Raw genomic sequence first — 16,360 nt, forward strand, 5'->3', positions numbered from 1 at the left:
TCCGGAGCCCCGCCTAGACTGGATCCGCCATGGCTGACCTCTTCTCCGCGCTCGGACGCACGCCCCTGAACCTCGACCGGACCCGCCGCCCCGCGGACCCGGAGACCGCCCTGCCCGGGCTCGTGCCCCCGGCCGTCACGCGCGCGGCCGCGGACCCCGAGGCCTGGGGCCAGGACGCCCGGCCGGCCGCGCCGACGCACACTCCCGAGTCGCTCGTGGCGGGGCTCAACCCGCAGCAGGCAGCCGCGGTGACCCACACGGGGGCGCCGCTGCTGATCGTGGCGGGCGCCGGCTCGGGCAAGACCCGGGTGCTGACCCACCGCATCGCGTGGCTGCTCGCCACCGGACGGGCGCGGCCGCACGAGATCCTCGCCATCACCTTCACGAACAAGGCCGCCGCGGAGATGCGCGAGCGCGTGGCCGGTCTGATCGGTCCCACCGCCCAGCGGATGTGGATCTCCACGTTCCACTCCTCCGCCGTGCGGCTGCTGCGCAACGAGGCCGCCAACATCGGGCTGAAGTCCACGTTCACCATCTACGACTCGGCGGACAGCCTGCGCCTGGTCACCACCGTCGCCAAGCAGCACGAGCTGGACCCGAAGCGCTTCGCGCCCAAGGCCCTGCTGAACCGCATCAGCTCCCTGAAGAACGAGCTCGTGGAGGCGGACGACTACGCCGCCACCGTGGCCGAGGGGGACCCGTGGGGCCGCGCCGTCGCCGCCGTCTACCGGGACTACACGGCCCGCCTGCGCCAGGCCAACGCCCTGGACTTCGACGACCTGATCGGCATGACGGTCCACATGTTCGAGGCGTTCCCGCGCGTGCTGGACAACTACCGCCGCCGGTTCCGCCACGTCCTCGTGGACGAGTACCAGGACACCAACCACGCCCAGTACCGCCTGATCCGGCTCCTCGCCGGCCCGGCGGGCGACCCCGAGGGCGTGGAGACCCCCGGCGGCGAGCTGACCGTCGTCGGCGACTCGGACCAGTCCATCTACGCGTTCCGCGGCGCGGACATCCGCAACATCGTCGAGTTCGAGCAGGACTTCACGGACGCCGTCACCATCAAGCTCGAGCAGAACTACCGCTCCACGCAGACCATCCTGGACGCCGCCAACGCGGTGATCGAGCGCAACCCGGACCGCCGTCCCAAGCGCCTGTGGACGGCCGAGGGGGAGGGCCCGGCGATCGTCGGCTACGCCGCGGAGAACGAGTCCGCCGAGGCGGAGTGGATCGCCACCACCATCGACCGGCTGCAGGACGAGGACGGGATCCGCCCGGCCGACGTCGCCGTGTTCTACCGGACCAACGCGCAGTCCCGTGCGCTCGAGGAGCGGCTGGTGACGCGCGGCATCCCGTACCGCGTCATCGGCGGCACGCGCTTCTACGACCGCAAGGAGATCAAGGACGCGCTCGCCTACCTGCGGGTGATCGTCAACCCCGACGACGACGTCAACGTGCGCCGCATCCTCAACGAGCCCAAGCGGGGCATCGGGGACCGGGCCGAGGGCGCCATCGCCGCCTGGGCCGAGCGCAACCGCTCCACGTTCTCCGCGGCCCTGCGCGACGCCGAGAACGCCCCCGGCATGGCCGCCCGCTCGCTCAAGGCCGTCCGCGGCTTCGTGCAGATGATGGACGACCTCGGCCAGGTCGCCGAGTCCGCCGGCCCGGCCACCGTCCTGGAGGCCGTCCTCGAGCAGTCCGGCATGCTGGCCGCCCTCCGCGAGTCCGAGGACCTGCAGGACGAGTCCCGCGCGGACAACCTCGGCGAGCTCGTCGCCGTCGTCCGCTCCTTCGAGACGACGCACCCGGACGGCACCCTGTCCGACTTCCTCGAGCAGGTCGCGCTCGTGGCGGACGCAGACCAGCTGCCCACGGCCCCGGACGTGGAGGGCGAGGCGCTCGCGGAGCAGCAGGGCCAGGTCACGCTCATGACGCTGCACACCGCCAAGGGCCTCGAGTTCCCCGTGGTGTTCCTGACGGGCATGGAGCACGGGGTGTTCCCGCACGCCCGCTCGATGACGGACGAGAAGGAGCTCGCGGAGGAGCGTCGTCTGGCCTACGTGGGCCTGACGCGCGCCCGCCGTCGCCTGTTCCTCACGCGCGCCGAGGCGCGTTCGCTGTGGGGCCAGCACCAGTTCAACCCGCCCAGCCAGTTCCTCGGGGAGATCCCGGAGACGCTCATCGACTGGGAGCGGGAGGGCACCACGCGCTCGGCCGGGTCGTTGAGCCTGACCGGCGCCGGCACCTCGCGCTACGCGGGGCGGTTCGGGGGCGGCCGGCCGGCCTGGCGGTCCCGGGACGACGACGGCGCGCGGCCCCAGCGCCTCACCCGCGGGGACGAGCCGGCGGACCTCACGGTGCCCTCCGGCGTGGTGCGCGGGAAGGCACCGAGCCGGGTGCAGCCGCAGAAGGAGATCGCGGCGCTCAGCCCGGGCGACCGCGTCTCCCACGCCACGTTCGGCGAGGGGCGCGTGGACGCCGTCGCGGGCGCCGGGGACAAGACCGTCGCGACCGTCACTTTCGACGTCACCGGGGCGCAGAAGCGGCTGCTGCTGCGCTACGCCCCGCTGACGAAGGTCGAGGGCTGACAGGACCGGCCCGCCGACCCCCCGGTCTCTCCGGGGTGTGGACTAGAGTGAGCCGTGGAACGCCGCCGTCCGCCGCCCTGCTGTGCCCCCGTGCCCGGCCCGGCCACGGAGGGGGCGTCGACGTCGGCCGCGCCCGCGGGCGAGGCCGGCAGACCCTGTCTTCGACCAAGAAGGACACACCACCGTGGACCTGTATGAGTACCAGGCGCGCGATCTGTTCGAGGCGCACGGCGTCCCCGTGCTGGCCGGCATCGTTGCGCAGACCCCGGACGAGGCCAAGGCGGCCGCGGAGAAGATCGGCGGCGTCACCGTCGTCAAGGCACAGGTGAAGGTCGGCGGCCGCGGCAAGGCCGGCGGCGTGAAGGTCGCCAAGACGGCCGACGAGGCCTACGAGCACGCCAAGGCCATCCTGGGGATGGACATCAAGGGCCACACCGTGCATCAGGTCATGATCGCCCAGGGCGCCGACATCGCCGAGGAGTACTACTTCTCCCTGCTGCTGGACCGCGCGAACCGCACCTACCTGGCCATGTGCTCGGTCGAGGGCGGCATGGAGATCGAGCAGCTCGCCGAGGAGCGCCCCGAGGCCCTGGCCAAGGTGCCCGTGTCCGCGCTGACCGGTATCGACGCCGAGACCGCGCAGAAGATCGTCGCCGAGGCGGGCTTCCCCGAGGAGCTGCGCGCCGACGTCGCCGAGGTCATCCAGAAGCTCTGGGAGGTCTTCGAGAAGGAGGACGCCACCCTCGTCGAGGTGAACCCGCTGGTGAAGACCGGCGACGGCACGATCCTCGCCCTGGACGGCAAGGTCTCCCTCGACGACAACGCGGCGTTCCGCCACGAGGGCCACGCCGCCCTCGTCGACGAGCGCACCGAGGACCCGCTGGAGGCCAAGGCCAAGGCCAACGGCCTCAACTACGTGAAGCTGGACGGCCAGGTCGGCGTGATCGGCAACGGCGCCGGCCTCGTGATGTCAACCCTCGACGTCGTCGCGTACGCCGGCGAGCAGCACGGCGGCGTGAAGCCGGCCAACTTCCTGGACATCGGCGGCGGCGCCAACGCCGAGGTCATGGCCAACGGCCTCGACGTCATCCTGGGCGACGAGCAGGTCAAGTCCGTGTTCGTGAACGTCTTCGGCGGCATCACCGCGTGCGACCAGGTCGCGAACGGCATCGTCAAGGCCCTCGAGATCCTGGGTGACACCGCCACCAAGCCGCTGGTCGTGCGCCTGGACGGCAATGCCGTGGAGGAGGGCCGCCGCATCCTGCAGGAGGCGAACCACCCGCTCGTCACCCTGGCCGCCACCATGGACGAGGGCGCCGACAAGGCTGCCGAGCTCGCCCACTCCGCGAACTGACCGTTCGGAAAGACTGAGGAAACAGCTATGTCGATCTACCTGAACAAGGACTCCAAGGTCATCGTCCAGGGCATCACCGGCGGTGAGGGCACCAAGCACACCCGCCTCATGCTCAAGGCCGGCACGAACATCGTGGGCGGCGTGAACGCCCGCAAGGCCGGCACCACCGTGTCCCACGAGGACAAGGACGGCAACGCCGTCGAGCTGCCCGTCTTCGGCACCGTCACGGAGGCCATGGAGAAGACCGGCGCGGACGTGTCCGTCGCCTTCGTGCCGCCGGCCTTCGCCAAGGACGCCGCCATCGAGGCCATCGAGGCCGAGATCCCGCTGCTCGTGGTCATCACCGAGGGCATCCCGGTGCAGGACTCCGCGGAGTTCTTCGCCCTGTCGCAGTCGAAGACCGGCGAGGACGGCAAGCCGAAGACCCGCATCATCGGCCCGAACTGCCCCGGCATCATCACCCCGGGCGAGGCCCTGGCCGGCATCACCCCGGCCACCATCACCGGCTCCGGCCCCATCGGCCTCGTGTCCAAGTCCGGCACGCTGACCTACCAGATGATGTACGAGCTGCGTGACTTCGGCTTCTCCACCGCCATCGGCATCGGCGGCGACCCGGTCATCGGCACCACCCACATCGACGCCCTCGAGGCCTTCGAGGCCGACCCGGACACCCAGGCCATCGTGATGATCGGTGAGATCGGCGGCGACGCCGAGGAGCGTGCGGCCGAGTTCATCAAGGCCCACGTCACCAAGCCGGTCGTCGGCTACGTGGCCGGCTTCACCGCCCCGGAGGGCAAGACCATGGGCCACGCCGGCGCCATCGTCTCCGGCTCCGCCGGCACCGCGCAGGCCAAGAAGGAGGCCCTCGAGGCCGCGGGCGTGAAGGTCGGCAAGACGCCGTCCGAGACCGCCCAGCTCATGCGGGAGATCCTGCAGGCCCAGGCCTGATCCCGCGGTGCGGGGCGCCCGCCGGCGCTCCGCACCGGCAGGCGGATGCACCACGGCCCCTGTCCCTCGTCCTGAGGGGCAGGGGCCGTGTGCTGTGCAGGGCGGTGCAGGCGGTGGACGCCCGTCAGCCCACGTTCGCGCCGAAGAGCAGGCCGAGCACGTACGTCACGGCAGCGGCGCCGTAGCCGATCGCGAGCTGGCGCAGGCCCCGGGCCAGCGGTGAGGAGCCGGACAGCAGTCCGACCACACCGCCGGTGAAGAGCAGGGCCGCGCCCACCATCGCCGCCGCCAGGCCCAGGGCCCACGGCCCGGACATGCCGAAGATGTACGGCAGGATCGGGACGAGCGCGCCGGAGGCGAAGAACGCGAAGCTGGACAGGGAGGCGCTCCACGCCGAGCCGATCTCCGCGAAGGAGTCCGAGTGGTCCACCGGCCCCTGGGAGCCGTCGGGACGGGCGGAGAACTGCGGGTTGCAGTCGCACGTGAGATAGCCGAGGCGCTCGAGCGCGCGGTGCTCGGCGTCCTCGGGCGTCATGCCGCGGGCCAGGTAGACGAGCTTGAGCTCGTTGTGGTCCAGGTCCAGGTGCTGGGCCGCCTCGAGGGTGATCTGGGTGGGGGAGGAGGCCTCGAGCAGCTCCCGCTGGGACCGCACCGAGACGTACTCGCCGGCCGCCATGGACAGCGCGCCCGCCAGCAGGCCGGCCACGCCGGTGAACAGCACCACGGACGGCGCCACGCCCGTCGCGCCGATGCCCATCACGAGCGCCAGGTTGGAGACCAGCCCGTCGTTCATGCCGAAGACGGCGGCGCGGAAGTTGCCGGCCAGCTGCTCGCGACCCCGGGCGGCGAGGCCGCGCACGACCTCCTCGTGGATGGCCTCGTCCGCCACCATGCCCTCGGGGGCGTCCTGGTCCTCCGCGTAGGGAGTGTCCGACTCGGCGCGCTGGGCCAGGGCCAGCACGAACACGGAGCCGAAGATCCGCGCGAGCCAGCGCAGCAGGATGCGGTGCAGGGAGGGGCGCGGCGGGTTCTCGGCGTGCTCGCCCAGGAGGGCCCGCCAGTGCTGTTCGTGGCGGCGCTCGGCCTCGGCGAGGCCGAGCAGGATGTCGCGCTCCACGCCGTCCTTGCGAGCGGCGATGTCGCGGTAGATCTGGCCCTCGGCGATCTCGTCGGCGAGGTAGCGGCGCCAGCGTCGGACCTGTTCGCGGGTCGGCTCGGGGCGTGCCGCAGGAGTGGCGGTGTGGGCGGGGCTCATGGGGCTCCATCGGATGGGCAGGCGGAGACGGGCGCCGCCGCCGCGGACCACGGCGGCCGGGCGCGCCCGACCGGCCAGTCTACGCCGTCGCTACCATGGCCGCATGGACGCAGCAGAGACCCCCGACGGCCCCGAGACCGCCGCCCACGACGGCGGCCGGCCGGCCTGGCAGCGCCGCCTCCTGGCGGGCGGGGAGGAGCCGGACCCCCGGTTCACGCTCGCCAACGAGCGCACGTTCCTGGCCTGGGTCCGGACGGCACTGGCGCTGCTGGCCGGCGGGGTCGCGGTGGAGGCGTTCACCGGCGCCCTCTTCGCGCCGCCGGTCCGGGTGGTGCTGAGCACGGTGCTGCTCGTCCTGGCGGCGCTGCTCGCCCTGGGCGCGGGTGCGCGCTGGCTCCGGGTGGAGCGGGCGATGCGCCACGGCCGTCCGCTGCCGCTGCCGCTGATCGTCCCGGTCCTGGCGGGGGGCGTCGTGCTGGCCGTCGTGGTGCTGCTGGCCGCCGTCGTCCTGCCGCGGGGCTGAGACGATGCGCCTGCATCACGACCCGGGGCTGCAGCCCGAGCGCACCGTGATGAGCTGGGGCCGCACGGTCCTGGCGCTGGGCGTCCTCAGCCTCACGTTCCTGAGGTGGTGGCCGGCCGTCGGCGCCTGGGCGTTCGGGCCTGCGGTGGTGGCGGCCGTCGGCGGGGCGGCGGTGCTGGCCACGCAGCGCCGGCGCTACGTGGCGCAGGCGGACGGGATCGCGCGGGAGCAGGCCCGGCCGGCCCTGGCGTCGGTGGCCTGCATGGTCGCGCTGGTGGTGGGCTTGGCGGCCCTCGGGATCACCGCCACGCTGCTGCACGCGGCCTGATCCGCGGACGACGACGGCGCCCCTGACCTGCGCGGGCAGGTGAGGGGCGCCGTCGTGCCTGCAGAGGCGGACCGCTCAGCGGGCGATCATGCCGTGGGGGTCGATGACGAACTTCTCCAGGGAGCCCTGGTCGAACTCCGCATAGGCCTGCGGTGCCTCGTCCAGGCTGATCACGCGCGGGTTGACCATCTCCGTCAGGTACGGCATCCGATCCCACAGGATCGACATCATCAGCTGGCGGTTGTAGCGCATGACGGGCGCCTGGCCGCCGATGATGTGGGGCGACTTGATCCAGGCCTTGCCGAAGTCCACCGGGAAGGTGCCCTCCTGCTCGGCCTTCGTCTCCGCGATCGGGTCCGGCCCGTAGATGCCGATGATGCCCGTGGCGCCGCCCGGACGGGTGATGTCCAGGACCTGGTTCACGGCGGCGATCGGCTGCATCTCATCGGACGCGGAGCCCAGGCCGTGGGCCTCGGAGCCGACGCAGTCCACCGCGCAGTCCACCATCGGCTCGCCGAGGATGTCGTTCACGGCGTCCTGCAGGTTCTCCGTGGTGGAGAGGTCGATGGTCTCGCAGCCGTGCTTGCGCACCAGCTCCAGCCGCGAGGCGTCCTGGTCGCCCACGATGATGCACGAGGCGCCCAGCAGCCGAGCGGCGGCCGCGGCGCACCGGCCCACGGGGCCGGCACCGGCGATGTAGACGGTGGAGCCGGGCTTGGCGCCGGCCTCCACGAGGCCGTGGAACGCCGTCGGGAGGATGTCCGAGAGCACGGTCAGATCCAGGATCTTCTCCATCGCCTGCTCCTGGTCCGGGAAGCGCAGCAGCTGGAAGTCGGCGTACGGCACGAACAGGTACTCGGCCTGCCCGCCCTGGAAGCCGCCCAGATTGAAGCCGTAGGCGGCGCAGGCCTGGTCCGGGTTGGCGGTCTCGCAGATCTCGGTCCGGCCGGCGCGGCAGTTGCGGCAACGGCCGCAGGCCACGTTGAACGGCACGGAGACGAGGTCGCCCTCCTGCAGGAACTGGACGTCGCTGCCGACCTCCAGCACCTGGCCGGTCATCTCGTGACCCAGCACCATGCCCTCGGGGGCGGGGAAGGACCCGCGGTAGATGTGCAGGTCGCTGCCGCAGATGTTGGTCGCGATGATCTTGAGGATGACACCGTGCGGGGCGGCGGAGCCGTCGGGCATCTCCAGCTTGGGGAAGTCCAGCTCGTCGACGCGCACGTCCTTGATGCCGTGGAATGCCACGGCGCGGTTCTTGGTGGTCATGAAACTGTTGCCTTTCTGTCTCCAGCGAGGCCCCAGGTGGGGCGAGAGACGGGGCGAACCCGAGGGGGAGTCCCGGTCTCAGGCTGTACGGAGACACTAGGGGCCGGGGGGAGCCCGCGGGAAGGGTCGCCCGCCGCCGCCCGCCGCACCACGTGGCCTCGGCCATCGTGTGGGCGTCGGAGGATCACAGGCCCCGGGAGCGTGGGTCAGACCTGCGCTCGGACCGCGGGGTCGACGCCGTGGCGGGAGCGCACCCGCCAGGCCTCGAGGACCGCGGGGTCGGTGGGCCGGGTCATCAGGCTGAGGAGGACGTACACGACGGCGGAGGCGGCCAGGCCGACGTAGATTGGCTCGTTCGCGAAGACGCCCTCGAAGGGCTCGGCCGCGTTCAGCTCGAGCCAGCCCATGGTGCCGAGGGTGCCCACCGTCCCGACCACCATGGACCACAGGGCCGCCGTGCCGGTGCCGCGCTTCCACACGAGGCCGCCGACGATCGCGACGAACAGGCCGCCCACGAGGATGTCGTACGCGATGGTCAGGGCCGCCACCACGTCCGGGACGACGATCGCCAGCCCCAGCACGACGGCGCCGAGCAGCAGCACCCAGCCGCGGTTCGAGGCGAGCTCCGCCGCGGTCTCCGTGGCCGCGTCCTCGGCGACGGCGCCGTCCTCGGCGGCGGTGGCCTCGCCGCGGAGGATCGGGAGGATGTCGGTGCGCATCACGGTCGAGGCCGCGATGATCGCGCCCGAGGCGGTGGACATCATGGCCGCAACGGCGGCCGCCAGGGCCACGCCGCCGACGCCGACGGGCAGCAGGTTCTGGGCGACCCACGCGAACACGTCGTCCTGGGTGGCGATGTCCGCGGTGACCGTGCGGGCGGCCATGCCGATCACGGCGCCCGCGACGCCGTACACGATGCAGTACAGGCCCGCGGTGGCGCCGCCGATCTGCGCCACGCGGGGGGAGCGGGCCGTGAACACGCGCTGCCAGACGTCCTGGCCGATCAGCAGGCCGAGGGTGTAGATCACGAAGTAGGTGACGATCGACTGCACGCCGATCCCGTCCCAGCTGAAGAACTCGGCGCCCAGGCGCTCCTGCATGGCGCTCCAGCCGCCGGCCTTGGCCAGGGAGAGGGGGAGCATGAGGGCGAACAGGCCGATGGTCATGATGAGGAACTGGGCCATGTCGGCCAGGGTGATGGACCACATGCCGCCGAGCACGGAGTAGGCCAGCACGATGCCGCCGCCCACCAGGACGGACAGCCAGCGGTCCCAGCCGAAGAGCACCACGAAGATCGACGCGTAGGCGCCCGTGGAGGTGGCGGCGAGCATGAGCGTGTAGGCGAGCATCACGAAGGAGGAGGCGTGCGAGGCCCCGCCGCGGCCGTACCGCAGGCGCAGCATCTGCGAGACGGTGTAGATCTTCAGGCGGGCCAGGATCGGGGCGAACGCCACCGACAGGATGAGCACGCCGACGCCGATGGCGGCCACGAGCCACGCGCCGGAGAGCCCGAACTCGTACCCCAGGCCGACGCCGCCCACGGTGGCGGCGCCGCCGAGCACGACGGCGGCCATGGTGCCGGTGAACAGCACCGGCCCGAGACGGCGGCCCGCCACGAGGTAGTCCTCCGAGCTGGCGGCGCGGGCCTTGCCCCACCAGCCGAAGGCGAGCATGCCGACCAGGTAAACGGCGACGATGGTCAGGTTGAGGGTCACGGGCGGTCCTTGGGGCGAGGGGATCCGGGGCGCCGGATGCGGGGGCGCCGCGGCGGGACAGGAGTGATCGGCGTGTTGCCGATCACACGAACCGGGTCTACGGTAAACACATGTTGCTTATCAGACAACATGTCGTCCAGGGGGACATCGGCGATGTCGCCTGGCCGACGTCGGGAGGAACGCGATGAAGGCCCTCCCGCTCGAGACCGCGCCGGGCCAGGCGCTGATCGGCCTCCGGCTGCGCGCGCTGCGCGAGGCCCGGCGGCTCACCGTGGCCCAGCTGGCCGAGGCGGCCGGCGTCAGCAAGGGATTCCTCTCCCGCCTCGAGCGGGACCTGACGAGCCCGTCCGTGAGCACGCTCGTGACCCTGTGCCAGGTGCTCGGCGCGAGCCCGGGCGACGTCCTGGACGCGCCCGAGGTGACGGTCGTGCGCCTCGCCGACGCCCCCGCGGTCAGCCTCGGCGGCGATGGCATCCGCGAGCGCCTGATCACCCCGCGCGGCAGTCGCGACCTGCAGATCCTGCGTGCTGACATCGCGCCGCACGGCCGCGGGGAGGCGGAGCTGTACACCGTGGACTGCCGCGTGGAGGCGGTGCACGTGGTCACCGGCCGCCTCGAGCTGCGGACCACCGAGGCCGTGCACCTGTTGGAGGAGGGGGACACCGTCACCCTCCCCGGCCGCGAGCCTCACTCGTGGGCCAATCCGGACGACCGCCCCGCCGTCGTGCTGTGGACCCTCGTGGGCCACGCGTGACCCCGTGCGGCACGCCCGCACCGGACAGACCAGACCGACCAGACCGAACCGAACCGAACCGAACCGCTCAGAGAGGACATACCAGATGCTCGAGATCCCCCGCGTCGAGGACAACGGCCGCCTCGGCCCCGTGAACTCCGCCCTCGTGCCCCGCTACGGCGGCGCCCCCACCTACGCGCTGCTGCCGCGCCTGGACGAGGCGGCCGCGGCCGGCGTCGCCCCGGAGATCAAGGTGGTCGGCGTGCCGTTCGACGCCGGCGTCTCCTACCGCCCCGGTGCACGCTTCGGGTCCGGCCACGTCCGGCAGTCCTCGCGGCTGCTGCGCCCGTACAACCCCGCCACGGACACCTCGCCCTTCGCGCAGGCCCAGGTGGTGGACGCCGGGGACATGGCGGTGAACCCGTTCACCATCGGCGAGGCCATCGAGGCGATCCAGCAGGACGCGATGGACCTCACCGAGGACGGCTCCTCGCTCATGACCATCGGCGGCGACCACACCATCGCGCTGCCGCTGCTGCGCGCCGCCTCCGCCCGGGCGGGTGAGCCCGTGGCCCTGCTGCACTTCGACGCCCACCTGGACACGTGGGACACCTACTTCGGCGCCGAGTACACCCACGGCACGCCGTTCCGCCGCGCCGTGGAGGAGGGGATCCTGGACACCGAGGCCATCTCGCATGTGGGCACCCGCGGCCCGCTCTACGGCAAGAAGGACCTCGACGACGACCACCGCATGGGCTTCGGCATCGTCACCTCCTCGGACGTGTTCCGTCAGGGCGTCGACGAGATCGTGGACCAGCTGCGCCAGCGCATCGGGGGCCGGCCGCTCTACATCTCGGTGGACATCGACGTCCTCGACCCCGCGCACGCGCCGGGCACGGGCACCCCCGAGGCCGGCGGCATCACGAGCCGCGAGCTGCTCGAGATCCTCCGCGGCCTGCGCGGGCTGGACATCGTGGGCGCGGACCTGGTGGAGGTGGCCCCGGCCTACGACCACGCCGAGCTGACCGGCGTCGCCGCCTCCCACGTGGCCTACGACCTCATCTCCCTGATGGCCGACCGCCGCGCCACCCGCGCGGCCGCCGGTGAGGAGTCGGCCCGATGAGCGACGAGCAGACGACGACGGCGGCCCCGCGGCGCAACGGCGGCGACCTCGCCGTCGAGACGCTCCACGCCCTGGGCGCACGGACGGTCTTCGGCATCCCGGGCCAACACGCCCTCGGCCTCTTCGACGCCCTGTCCCGCTCCCCGCTGGAGTTCGTCTCGAACCGCGTGGAGAACAACGCCGCCTTCGCCGCGGACGGATACGCCCGGGCCACCGGCGAGGTCGGCGTCCTGTTCCTCTCCACCGGCCCGGGCGCCCTCACCTCACTGGCCGGCCTGCAGGAGGCGTACGCCACGGGCGTGCCGATGCTCGTGGTCGCCTCGCAGATCCCGCTGTCCGGGCTCGGCGCCCGGCGCAAGGGCATGCTGCACCAGCTGGACGACCAGAAGGCCTCGGCCCGCAACGTCACCAAGGCCCAGTTCACGGTCCACCACGCCTCGGGCATCCCGTCCGCCATCCAGGACGCGTGGGCCGAGGCCATCACCGTGCCGCAGGGGCCGGTGTGGGTCGAGATCCCGCAGGACGTGCTGCTCGGCGAGGTCATGGTGCCCCCGGTCGAGGACGCCCTGGCCGTGCCCTACGACCACCCGCCGCGCGCCGAGCTCGTGGCCGAGTCCGCACGCTGGCTGCGCGGGGCCGGGCGGGTGGCGATCGTGGCCGGCGGCGGTGTGCGCCGCTCCGGCCGGGCCGCGATGGAGAGCCTGCGGGAGGTCGCGGAGCTGCTCCAGGCACCCGTGGTCTGCTCGCCGGGCGGCAACACCGCCTTCCCGTGGGAGCACCCGCTCAGCCTCGGCGGCTGGGTGGAGGACCGCCTCGTCACAGACCTGCTCGAGGACGCGGAGGTGCTGCTCGTGGTCGGCTCCTCGCTCGGCGAGGTCACCTCGAACTACTTCACGCTCGAGCCGCGCGGCCGCCTCATCCAGGTGGACGCGGAGCCGCGCGTGCTGGAGACCAACCACCCCACGCTGGGTGTGCGCGCCGACGCCGGCCAGGCGCTCGAGGCGCTCGCCGCGGCGCTGCGCGAGTCGGGCTCGGTGGCGCAGGACGCCGCCGTCTGGCACGGCCGCACCCCGGCCGAGGTGGTCGCCGACGTCAACGCGCGCATCACCGCCCGCCTCGACGCCCAGGACCTCGGCGTGGAGCGCCGGCTCCTGGCGGACATCCGCGCCGCCGTCCCGTCGACCATGCAGACGTACTGGGACATGACCATCGCCGCCTACTGGGCGTGGAACTGCTGGGACGCGCAGGACGGCGAGTTCCACTCGGCGCAGGGTGCCGGGGGGCTCGGCTACGGGTTCCCGGCCGCGTTCGGCGGCGCGGTGGGCCTGGCCCACCAGGGCCGCGCCGGGATCGACGGGCGCGTGCTCGCCGTCGCCGGCGACGGCTCGGCGATGTACTCCCTCGCCGAGCTCGCGGCCGCCCGGCAGCACGGCGCGGCGGTGACGTGGCTGATCATCGACGACGGCGGGTACGGCATCCTGCGCGAGTACATGGAGGGCGCGTTCGGCAAGGCCACGGCCACCGAGCTCGACCGGCCGGACTTCCAGGCCCTCGCCGCCTCCTTCGGCGTGCCCGCCGAGACGGTGGGAGTGGAGGACGTGCGCGGCGCGCTCGAGCGCGCGTTCCAGGCGGACGGGCCGAACGTCGTCGTGGTGCAGACCCGCCTGGCGATGTGGGCGCCGAGCCACCTGGGGGAGGCCCCGGAGGTCTGACGCGGCCCGGCGCCGGAATCGCTGACTCGACCCTGAGAGTGTGCGCCACCTTTCCAGGTGCATGTTTCAGCAACGGAGCTGGACCGGCAGGTAGTTGAGGCGTCGACCGAGGCGCCGGCGGTCCCGCCCGTGTCAGAAACCGCCCAGGAGATGTCCTGGAACCATCCCGCCGATCTCACGAAAACGTCCGGCATCCGTTGCCATGCTGGCCTCTCGACGCGGTCCGCCACCCGGCGGGCGCCCCACGAGAGGAACTCCATGGCCCCTGGCTCTCGATCCGCTCCCGCCGTCCCTTCCCCCAGGTCTCCGAGGGAGGCGAGGCCCCCGCCGTCACGCCCACCTTCGAGGGCCGGGCCTTCCACCGCCCGGCCGAGGACGTCGAGGACCAGGGCGCCGCCTTCGACGTCGGCACGCTCGTCTCCCGCCGCAACGCGCTGGGCATCTTCGGCGCGGGGGCGGGAGCCCTCGTCCTCGCCGCGTGCGGTGTCCAGGAGGGCGCCTCGTCCTCCTCCGGCTCGACGTCGGCGAGCGCCGGCTCCTCGTCACCCGCGGCCTCCTCCTCGTCGGCGGCGAGCGCCTCGCCGTCCGCCACCCTGACCGAGATGGTCACCGAGAACGCACGCCCGTACCCGGGCGGCGGCTCCAACGGCCCGGACGTGCTCGACGCGTCCGGCATCGAACGTTCCGACCTGACCACGAGCATCGACACGGGCACCGCCGCCGAGGGCGTCCCGCTGAGGGTGACGATGAACGTGATCGACATGGCCAACGGCGACGCCGCCATGACCGGCGCCGCCGTGTACCTCTGGCACGCCGACGCGCAGGGCCGCTACTCGATGTACTCGGACGGCATCACGGAGGAGACCTACCTGCGCGGCGTCCAGGTGGTGGGCGACGACGGCACGGTCACCTTCACCACGGTGTGGCCCGGCTGCTACGACGGCCGGTGGCCCCACCTGCACTTCGAGGTGTTCCCGGACAAGGCGTCCATCACGGACGCGACGAACAACGTCCTCACCTCCCAGATCGCCATGCCCGAGGAGCAGTCCGCGCAGGTCTACGCCACCTCGGCCTACGACGGGTCCACGGAGAACTTCGCCGACGTCAGCCTCGAGACGGACAACGTCTTCTCGGACGGCTACGAGACGCAGCTGCCGCAGATCACGGGCTCCGTGGAGAAGGGCTTCGCCATCACCATCGACGTCCCGATCGACACCACCACTGAGCAGGAGCAGGGCGGGATGGGCGGGCCCGGCGGTGGCCAGCCCCCGGCGGGCGGCGAGGGCGGCCAGCCCCCGGCGCAGCCCTGAGCCTTCCCGGCCCGGTCACCGGGTCAGTCGGTCTGGGACTCGTTGCGCTCGGGGTGCGGGCCGAACACGAAGTGGCGGCCGGACACGCGCTGGACGTCCACGCGGACGTAGAAGTCCTTGAGCGTCGGCACCCACGGTTCGATGCCGAGGGACTCGGCCTCCGCGATCTCCGCCTCCGTGTCCAGGCGGCGCGCGGTGCCGTGCACGAGCACGGACCAGGCCTGGTCGGCCAGGATCCCGTCGGCCTGCACCACGACGCGCGGGTTCACCGTGAGCTCGGCGAGCTTCGAGCCGGGCGCGGTGCGGAAGTAGATGGCGCCGTCGTGGGCCCGCACGTTCACCGGCACGATGTCCGGCCGCCCGTCCACGGCCAGCCCGAGGCGCGCGTGGCCCACGCGGCCCAGCAGTCGCCAGACCTGGTCCTCGTCCAGCACCAGGACGGCCTCGCCGTCCGGGTGCTCGAACATCAGGTGGTCCCCGGGCTCCGCGACCGGATCGGGGCGCTGCATCGACGGGGCGTCGTCGGTGTCATGGTGCTGCTGGGTCATCGGGGCCTCCTGGCATGCCGGGACGGGCGCCGTCGGGCGCGGCGCTGAGATCGGGCTCACATCCACTCTATACATGGTCGGTCGCCCGCGAGGCGACGATGTCACCCAGCACCGCCGCCGTCGTCGGCGCCTCGCGGCCCGGGGCGACGGCGAGCGCGAACGGGCACGTGTGGGCGCGCGGGCCGTCGTCGACGAGCCGGCCCGACGACGGCGCGGCCGGGTCCGGCGTGAGCCACCTGCCCCCGGCGCGGCGCAGGATCAGCTGCCCCGCCGCGACGTCCCAGGGCTTGGTGTCCACGTACAGCGCGGCGTCGGCCCAGCCCGCCGCCGTGTGGGCGAGCTCGAGGGCGCCGGAGACGGTGCGGCGCACGGTCGCGTGGGCGGTCACGAGCCACCCGAAGCGGCGCAGCGCGTCCTCGCCCTCGCGCGCGAGCGCCTCGCCCGCCGGATAGGAGGTCACGAGGTTCTGGGCGCGCTCGCCGCCGGCCGGCGCCGGCCGGCCGACCTCGGCCAGCGGGCGCTCCGGCCCGTCGCCGCGGGTGAGGTAGGCGCCGTCCGCGTCGGCGGAGAACGCCAGCCGGCCCACGGGGTCCAGCACGACGCCGGCCACCACCTCGCCGTCGACCTCGGCGGCCAGGGACACCGAGAACATCGCGAAGCCGTGTGTGAAGTTGGAGGTGCCGTCGATGGGGTCGACGATCCAGGTCAGCCGGGCGGCCTCACCGGTGCCGGCCTGCGCCCCGAGCTCCTCGCCGAGCACGCCGGAGCCGGGGACCGCCGTCGTGAGCGCGGCGACGAGCCGGGCCTCGGTGTGTCGGTCGTGCACGGTGACGAGGTCGTGGTGCGTGGTCTTGGCCTCGGGCCCGATGGCGGTGGGGGAGCGGAAGGCGGCGGCGAGGTCGCCGACGACCGCGCGGGCGGCGTCGAGGGCGATCGCGCGCAGCTCGGCGG

14 protein-coding genes are annotated in these 16,360 nt (G+C 73.0%); 9 read left to right on the forward strand and 5 right to left on the reverse strand.

Annotated elements, in window-relative coordinates; all coding sequences use genetic code 11:
- Positions 1-29: 29 nt before the first annotated feature.
- The 3 genes from pcrA (at position 30) to sucD (ending at position 4,893) form a co-directional block, all read left to right on the forward strand.
- Positions 30-2,591 (forward strand): DNA helicase PcrA, encoded by a 2,562-nt coding sequence (gene pcrA / locus J1M37_RS09960; RefSeq protein WP_206452540.1) that lies wholly within the window; start codon positions 30-32, stop codon positions 2,589-2,591.
- A gap of 184 nt (positions 2,592-2,775) precedes the next feature.
- Complete coding sequence (sucC, locus tag J1M37_RS09965) at positions 2,776-3,945, forward strand: ADP-forming succinate--CoA ligase subunit beta (RefSeq protein ID WP_206452541.1); 1,170 nt, start codon at positions 2,776-2,778, stop codon at positions 3,943-3,945.
- Between the two features lie 27 nt (positions 3,946-3,972).
- The gene (gene sucD / locus J1M37_RS09970) at positions 3,973-4,893 is read left to right on the forward strand and encodes a succinate--CoA ligase subunit alpha (protein WP_206452542.1); all 921 of its coding nucleotides are present in this window, start codon (positions 3,973-3,975) and stop codon (positions 4,891-4,893) included.
- A 124-nt stretch (positions 4,894-5,017) separates the two neighbouring features.
- On the opposite strand, the gene J1M37_RS09975 is transcribed toward sucD, so the two are convergent.
- Complete coding sequence (locus J1M37_RS09975; protein WP_206452543.1) at positions 5,018-6,148, reverse strand: VIT1/CCC1 transporter family protein; 1,131 nt, start codon at positions 6,146-6,148, stop codon at positions 5,018-5,020.
- Between the two features lie 103 nt (positions 6,149-6,251).
- On the opposite strand from J1M37_RS09975, the gene J1M37_RS09980 reads away from it, so the two are divergent.
- Both J1M37_RS09980 and J1M37_RS09985 read left to right on the forward strand, forming a co-directional pair.
- A complete protein-coding gene (locus tag J1M37_RS09980; protein WP_129867221.1) occupies positions 6,252-6,671 on the forward strand; it encodes a YidH family protein in 420 nt (139 codons plus the stop codon).
- Positions 6,672-6,675: 4 nt separating this feature from the next.
- Positions 6,676-6,999 (forward strand): DUF202 domain-containing protein, encoded by a 324-nt coding sequence (locus tag J1M37_RS09985; RefSeq protein ID WP_036317009.1) that lies wholly within the window; start codon positions 6,676-6,678, stop codon positions 6,997-6,999.
- A gap of 75 nt (positions 7,000-7,074) precedes the next feature.
- Here J1M37_RS09985 and J1M37_RS09990 read toward each other — a convergent pair whose 3' ends face one another.
- Together J1M37_RS09990 and J1M37_RS09995 are read right to left on the reverse strand one after the other, a co-directional pair.
- On the reverse strand, positions 7,075-8,268 hold the full coding sequence (locus J1M37_RS09990; protein WP_098093545.1) for an alcohol dehydrogenase catalytic domain-containing protein: 1,194 nt from the start codon (positions 8,266-8,268) through the stop codon (positions 7,075-7,077).
- A 206-nt stretch (positions 8,269-8,474) separates the two neighbouring features.
- Entirely contained in the window at positions 8,475-9,983 is a 1,509-nt protein-coding gene (locus J1M37_RS09995; protein WP_206452544.1) for a sodium:solute symporter, read from the reverse strand.
- A gap of 184 nt (positions 9,984-10,167) precedes the next feature.
- Between J1M37_RS09995 and J1M37_RS10000 the strand changes: the two genes are divergently transcribed.
- The 4 genes from J1M37_RS10000 to J1M37_RS10015 all read left to right on the forward strand — a co-directional run bounded on the left by J1M37_RS10000 (position 10,168) and on the right by J1M37_RS10015 (position 14,861).
- Positions 10,168-10,737 (forward strand): helix-turn-helix domain-containing protein, encoded by a 570-nt coding sequence (locus J1M37_RS10000; protein ID WP_206452545.1) that lies wholly within the window; start codon positions 10,168-10,170, stop codon positions 10,735-10,737.
- Between the two features lie 85 nt (positions 10,738-10,822).
- Entirely contained in the window at positions 10,823-11,839 is a 1,017-nt protein-coding gene (gene speB / locus J1M37_RS10005; protein ID WP_060774746.1) for an agmatinase, read from the forward strand.
- Complete coding sequence (locus tag J1M37_RS10010; protein ID WP_206452546.1) at positions 11,836-13,551, forward strand: thiamine pyrophosphate-binding protein; 1,716 nt, start codon at positions 11,836-11,838, stop codon at positions 13,549-13,551. The genes speB and J1M37_RS10010 overlap by 4 nt, the downstream gene beginning before the upstream one ends.
- Positions 13,552-13,826: 275 nt before the next feature.
- Complete coding sequence (locus J1M37_RS10015; protein ID WP_044659026.1) at positions 13,827-14,861, forward strand: dioxygenase family protein; 1,035 nt, start codon at positions 13,827-13,829, stop codon at positions 14,859-14,861.
- 23 nt (positions 14,862-14,884) lie between these two features.
- On the opposite strand, the gene J1M37_RS10020 is transcribed toward J1M37_RS10015, so the two are convergent.
- Complete coding sequence (locus J1M37_RS10020) at positions 14,885-15,409, reverse strand: pyridoxamine 5'-phosphate oxidase family protein (RefSeq protein ID WP_020621599.1); 525 nt, start codon at positions 15,407-15,409, stop codon at positions 14,885-14,887.
- A 67-nt stretch (positions 15,410-15,476) separates the two neighbouring features.
- On the reverse strand, positions 15,477-16,360 hold an 884-nt coding region (locus J1M37_RS10025), incomplete at its 5' end, for an inositol monophosphatase family protein (protein WP_206452547.1).

The sequence above is a fragment of the Micrococcus sp. KRD012 genome, from assembly GCF_017168555.1.
Classification (GTDB): domain Bacteria; phylum Actinomycetota; class Actinomycetes; order Actinomycetales; family Micrococcaceae; genus Micrococcus; species Micrococcus luteus.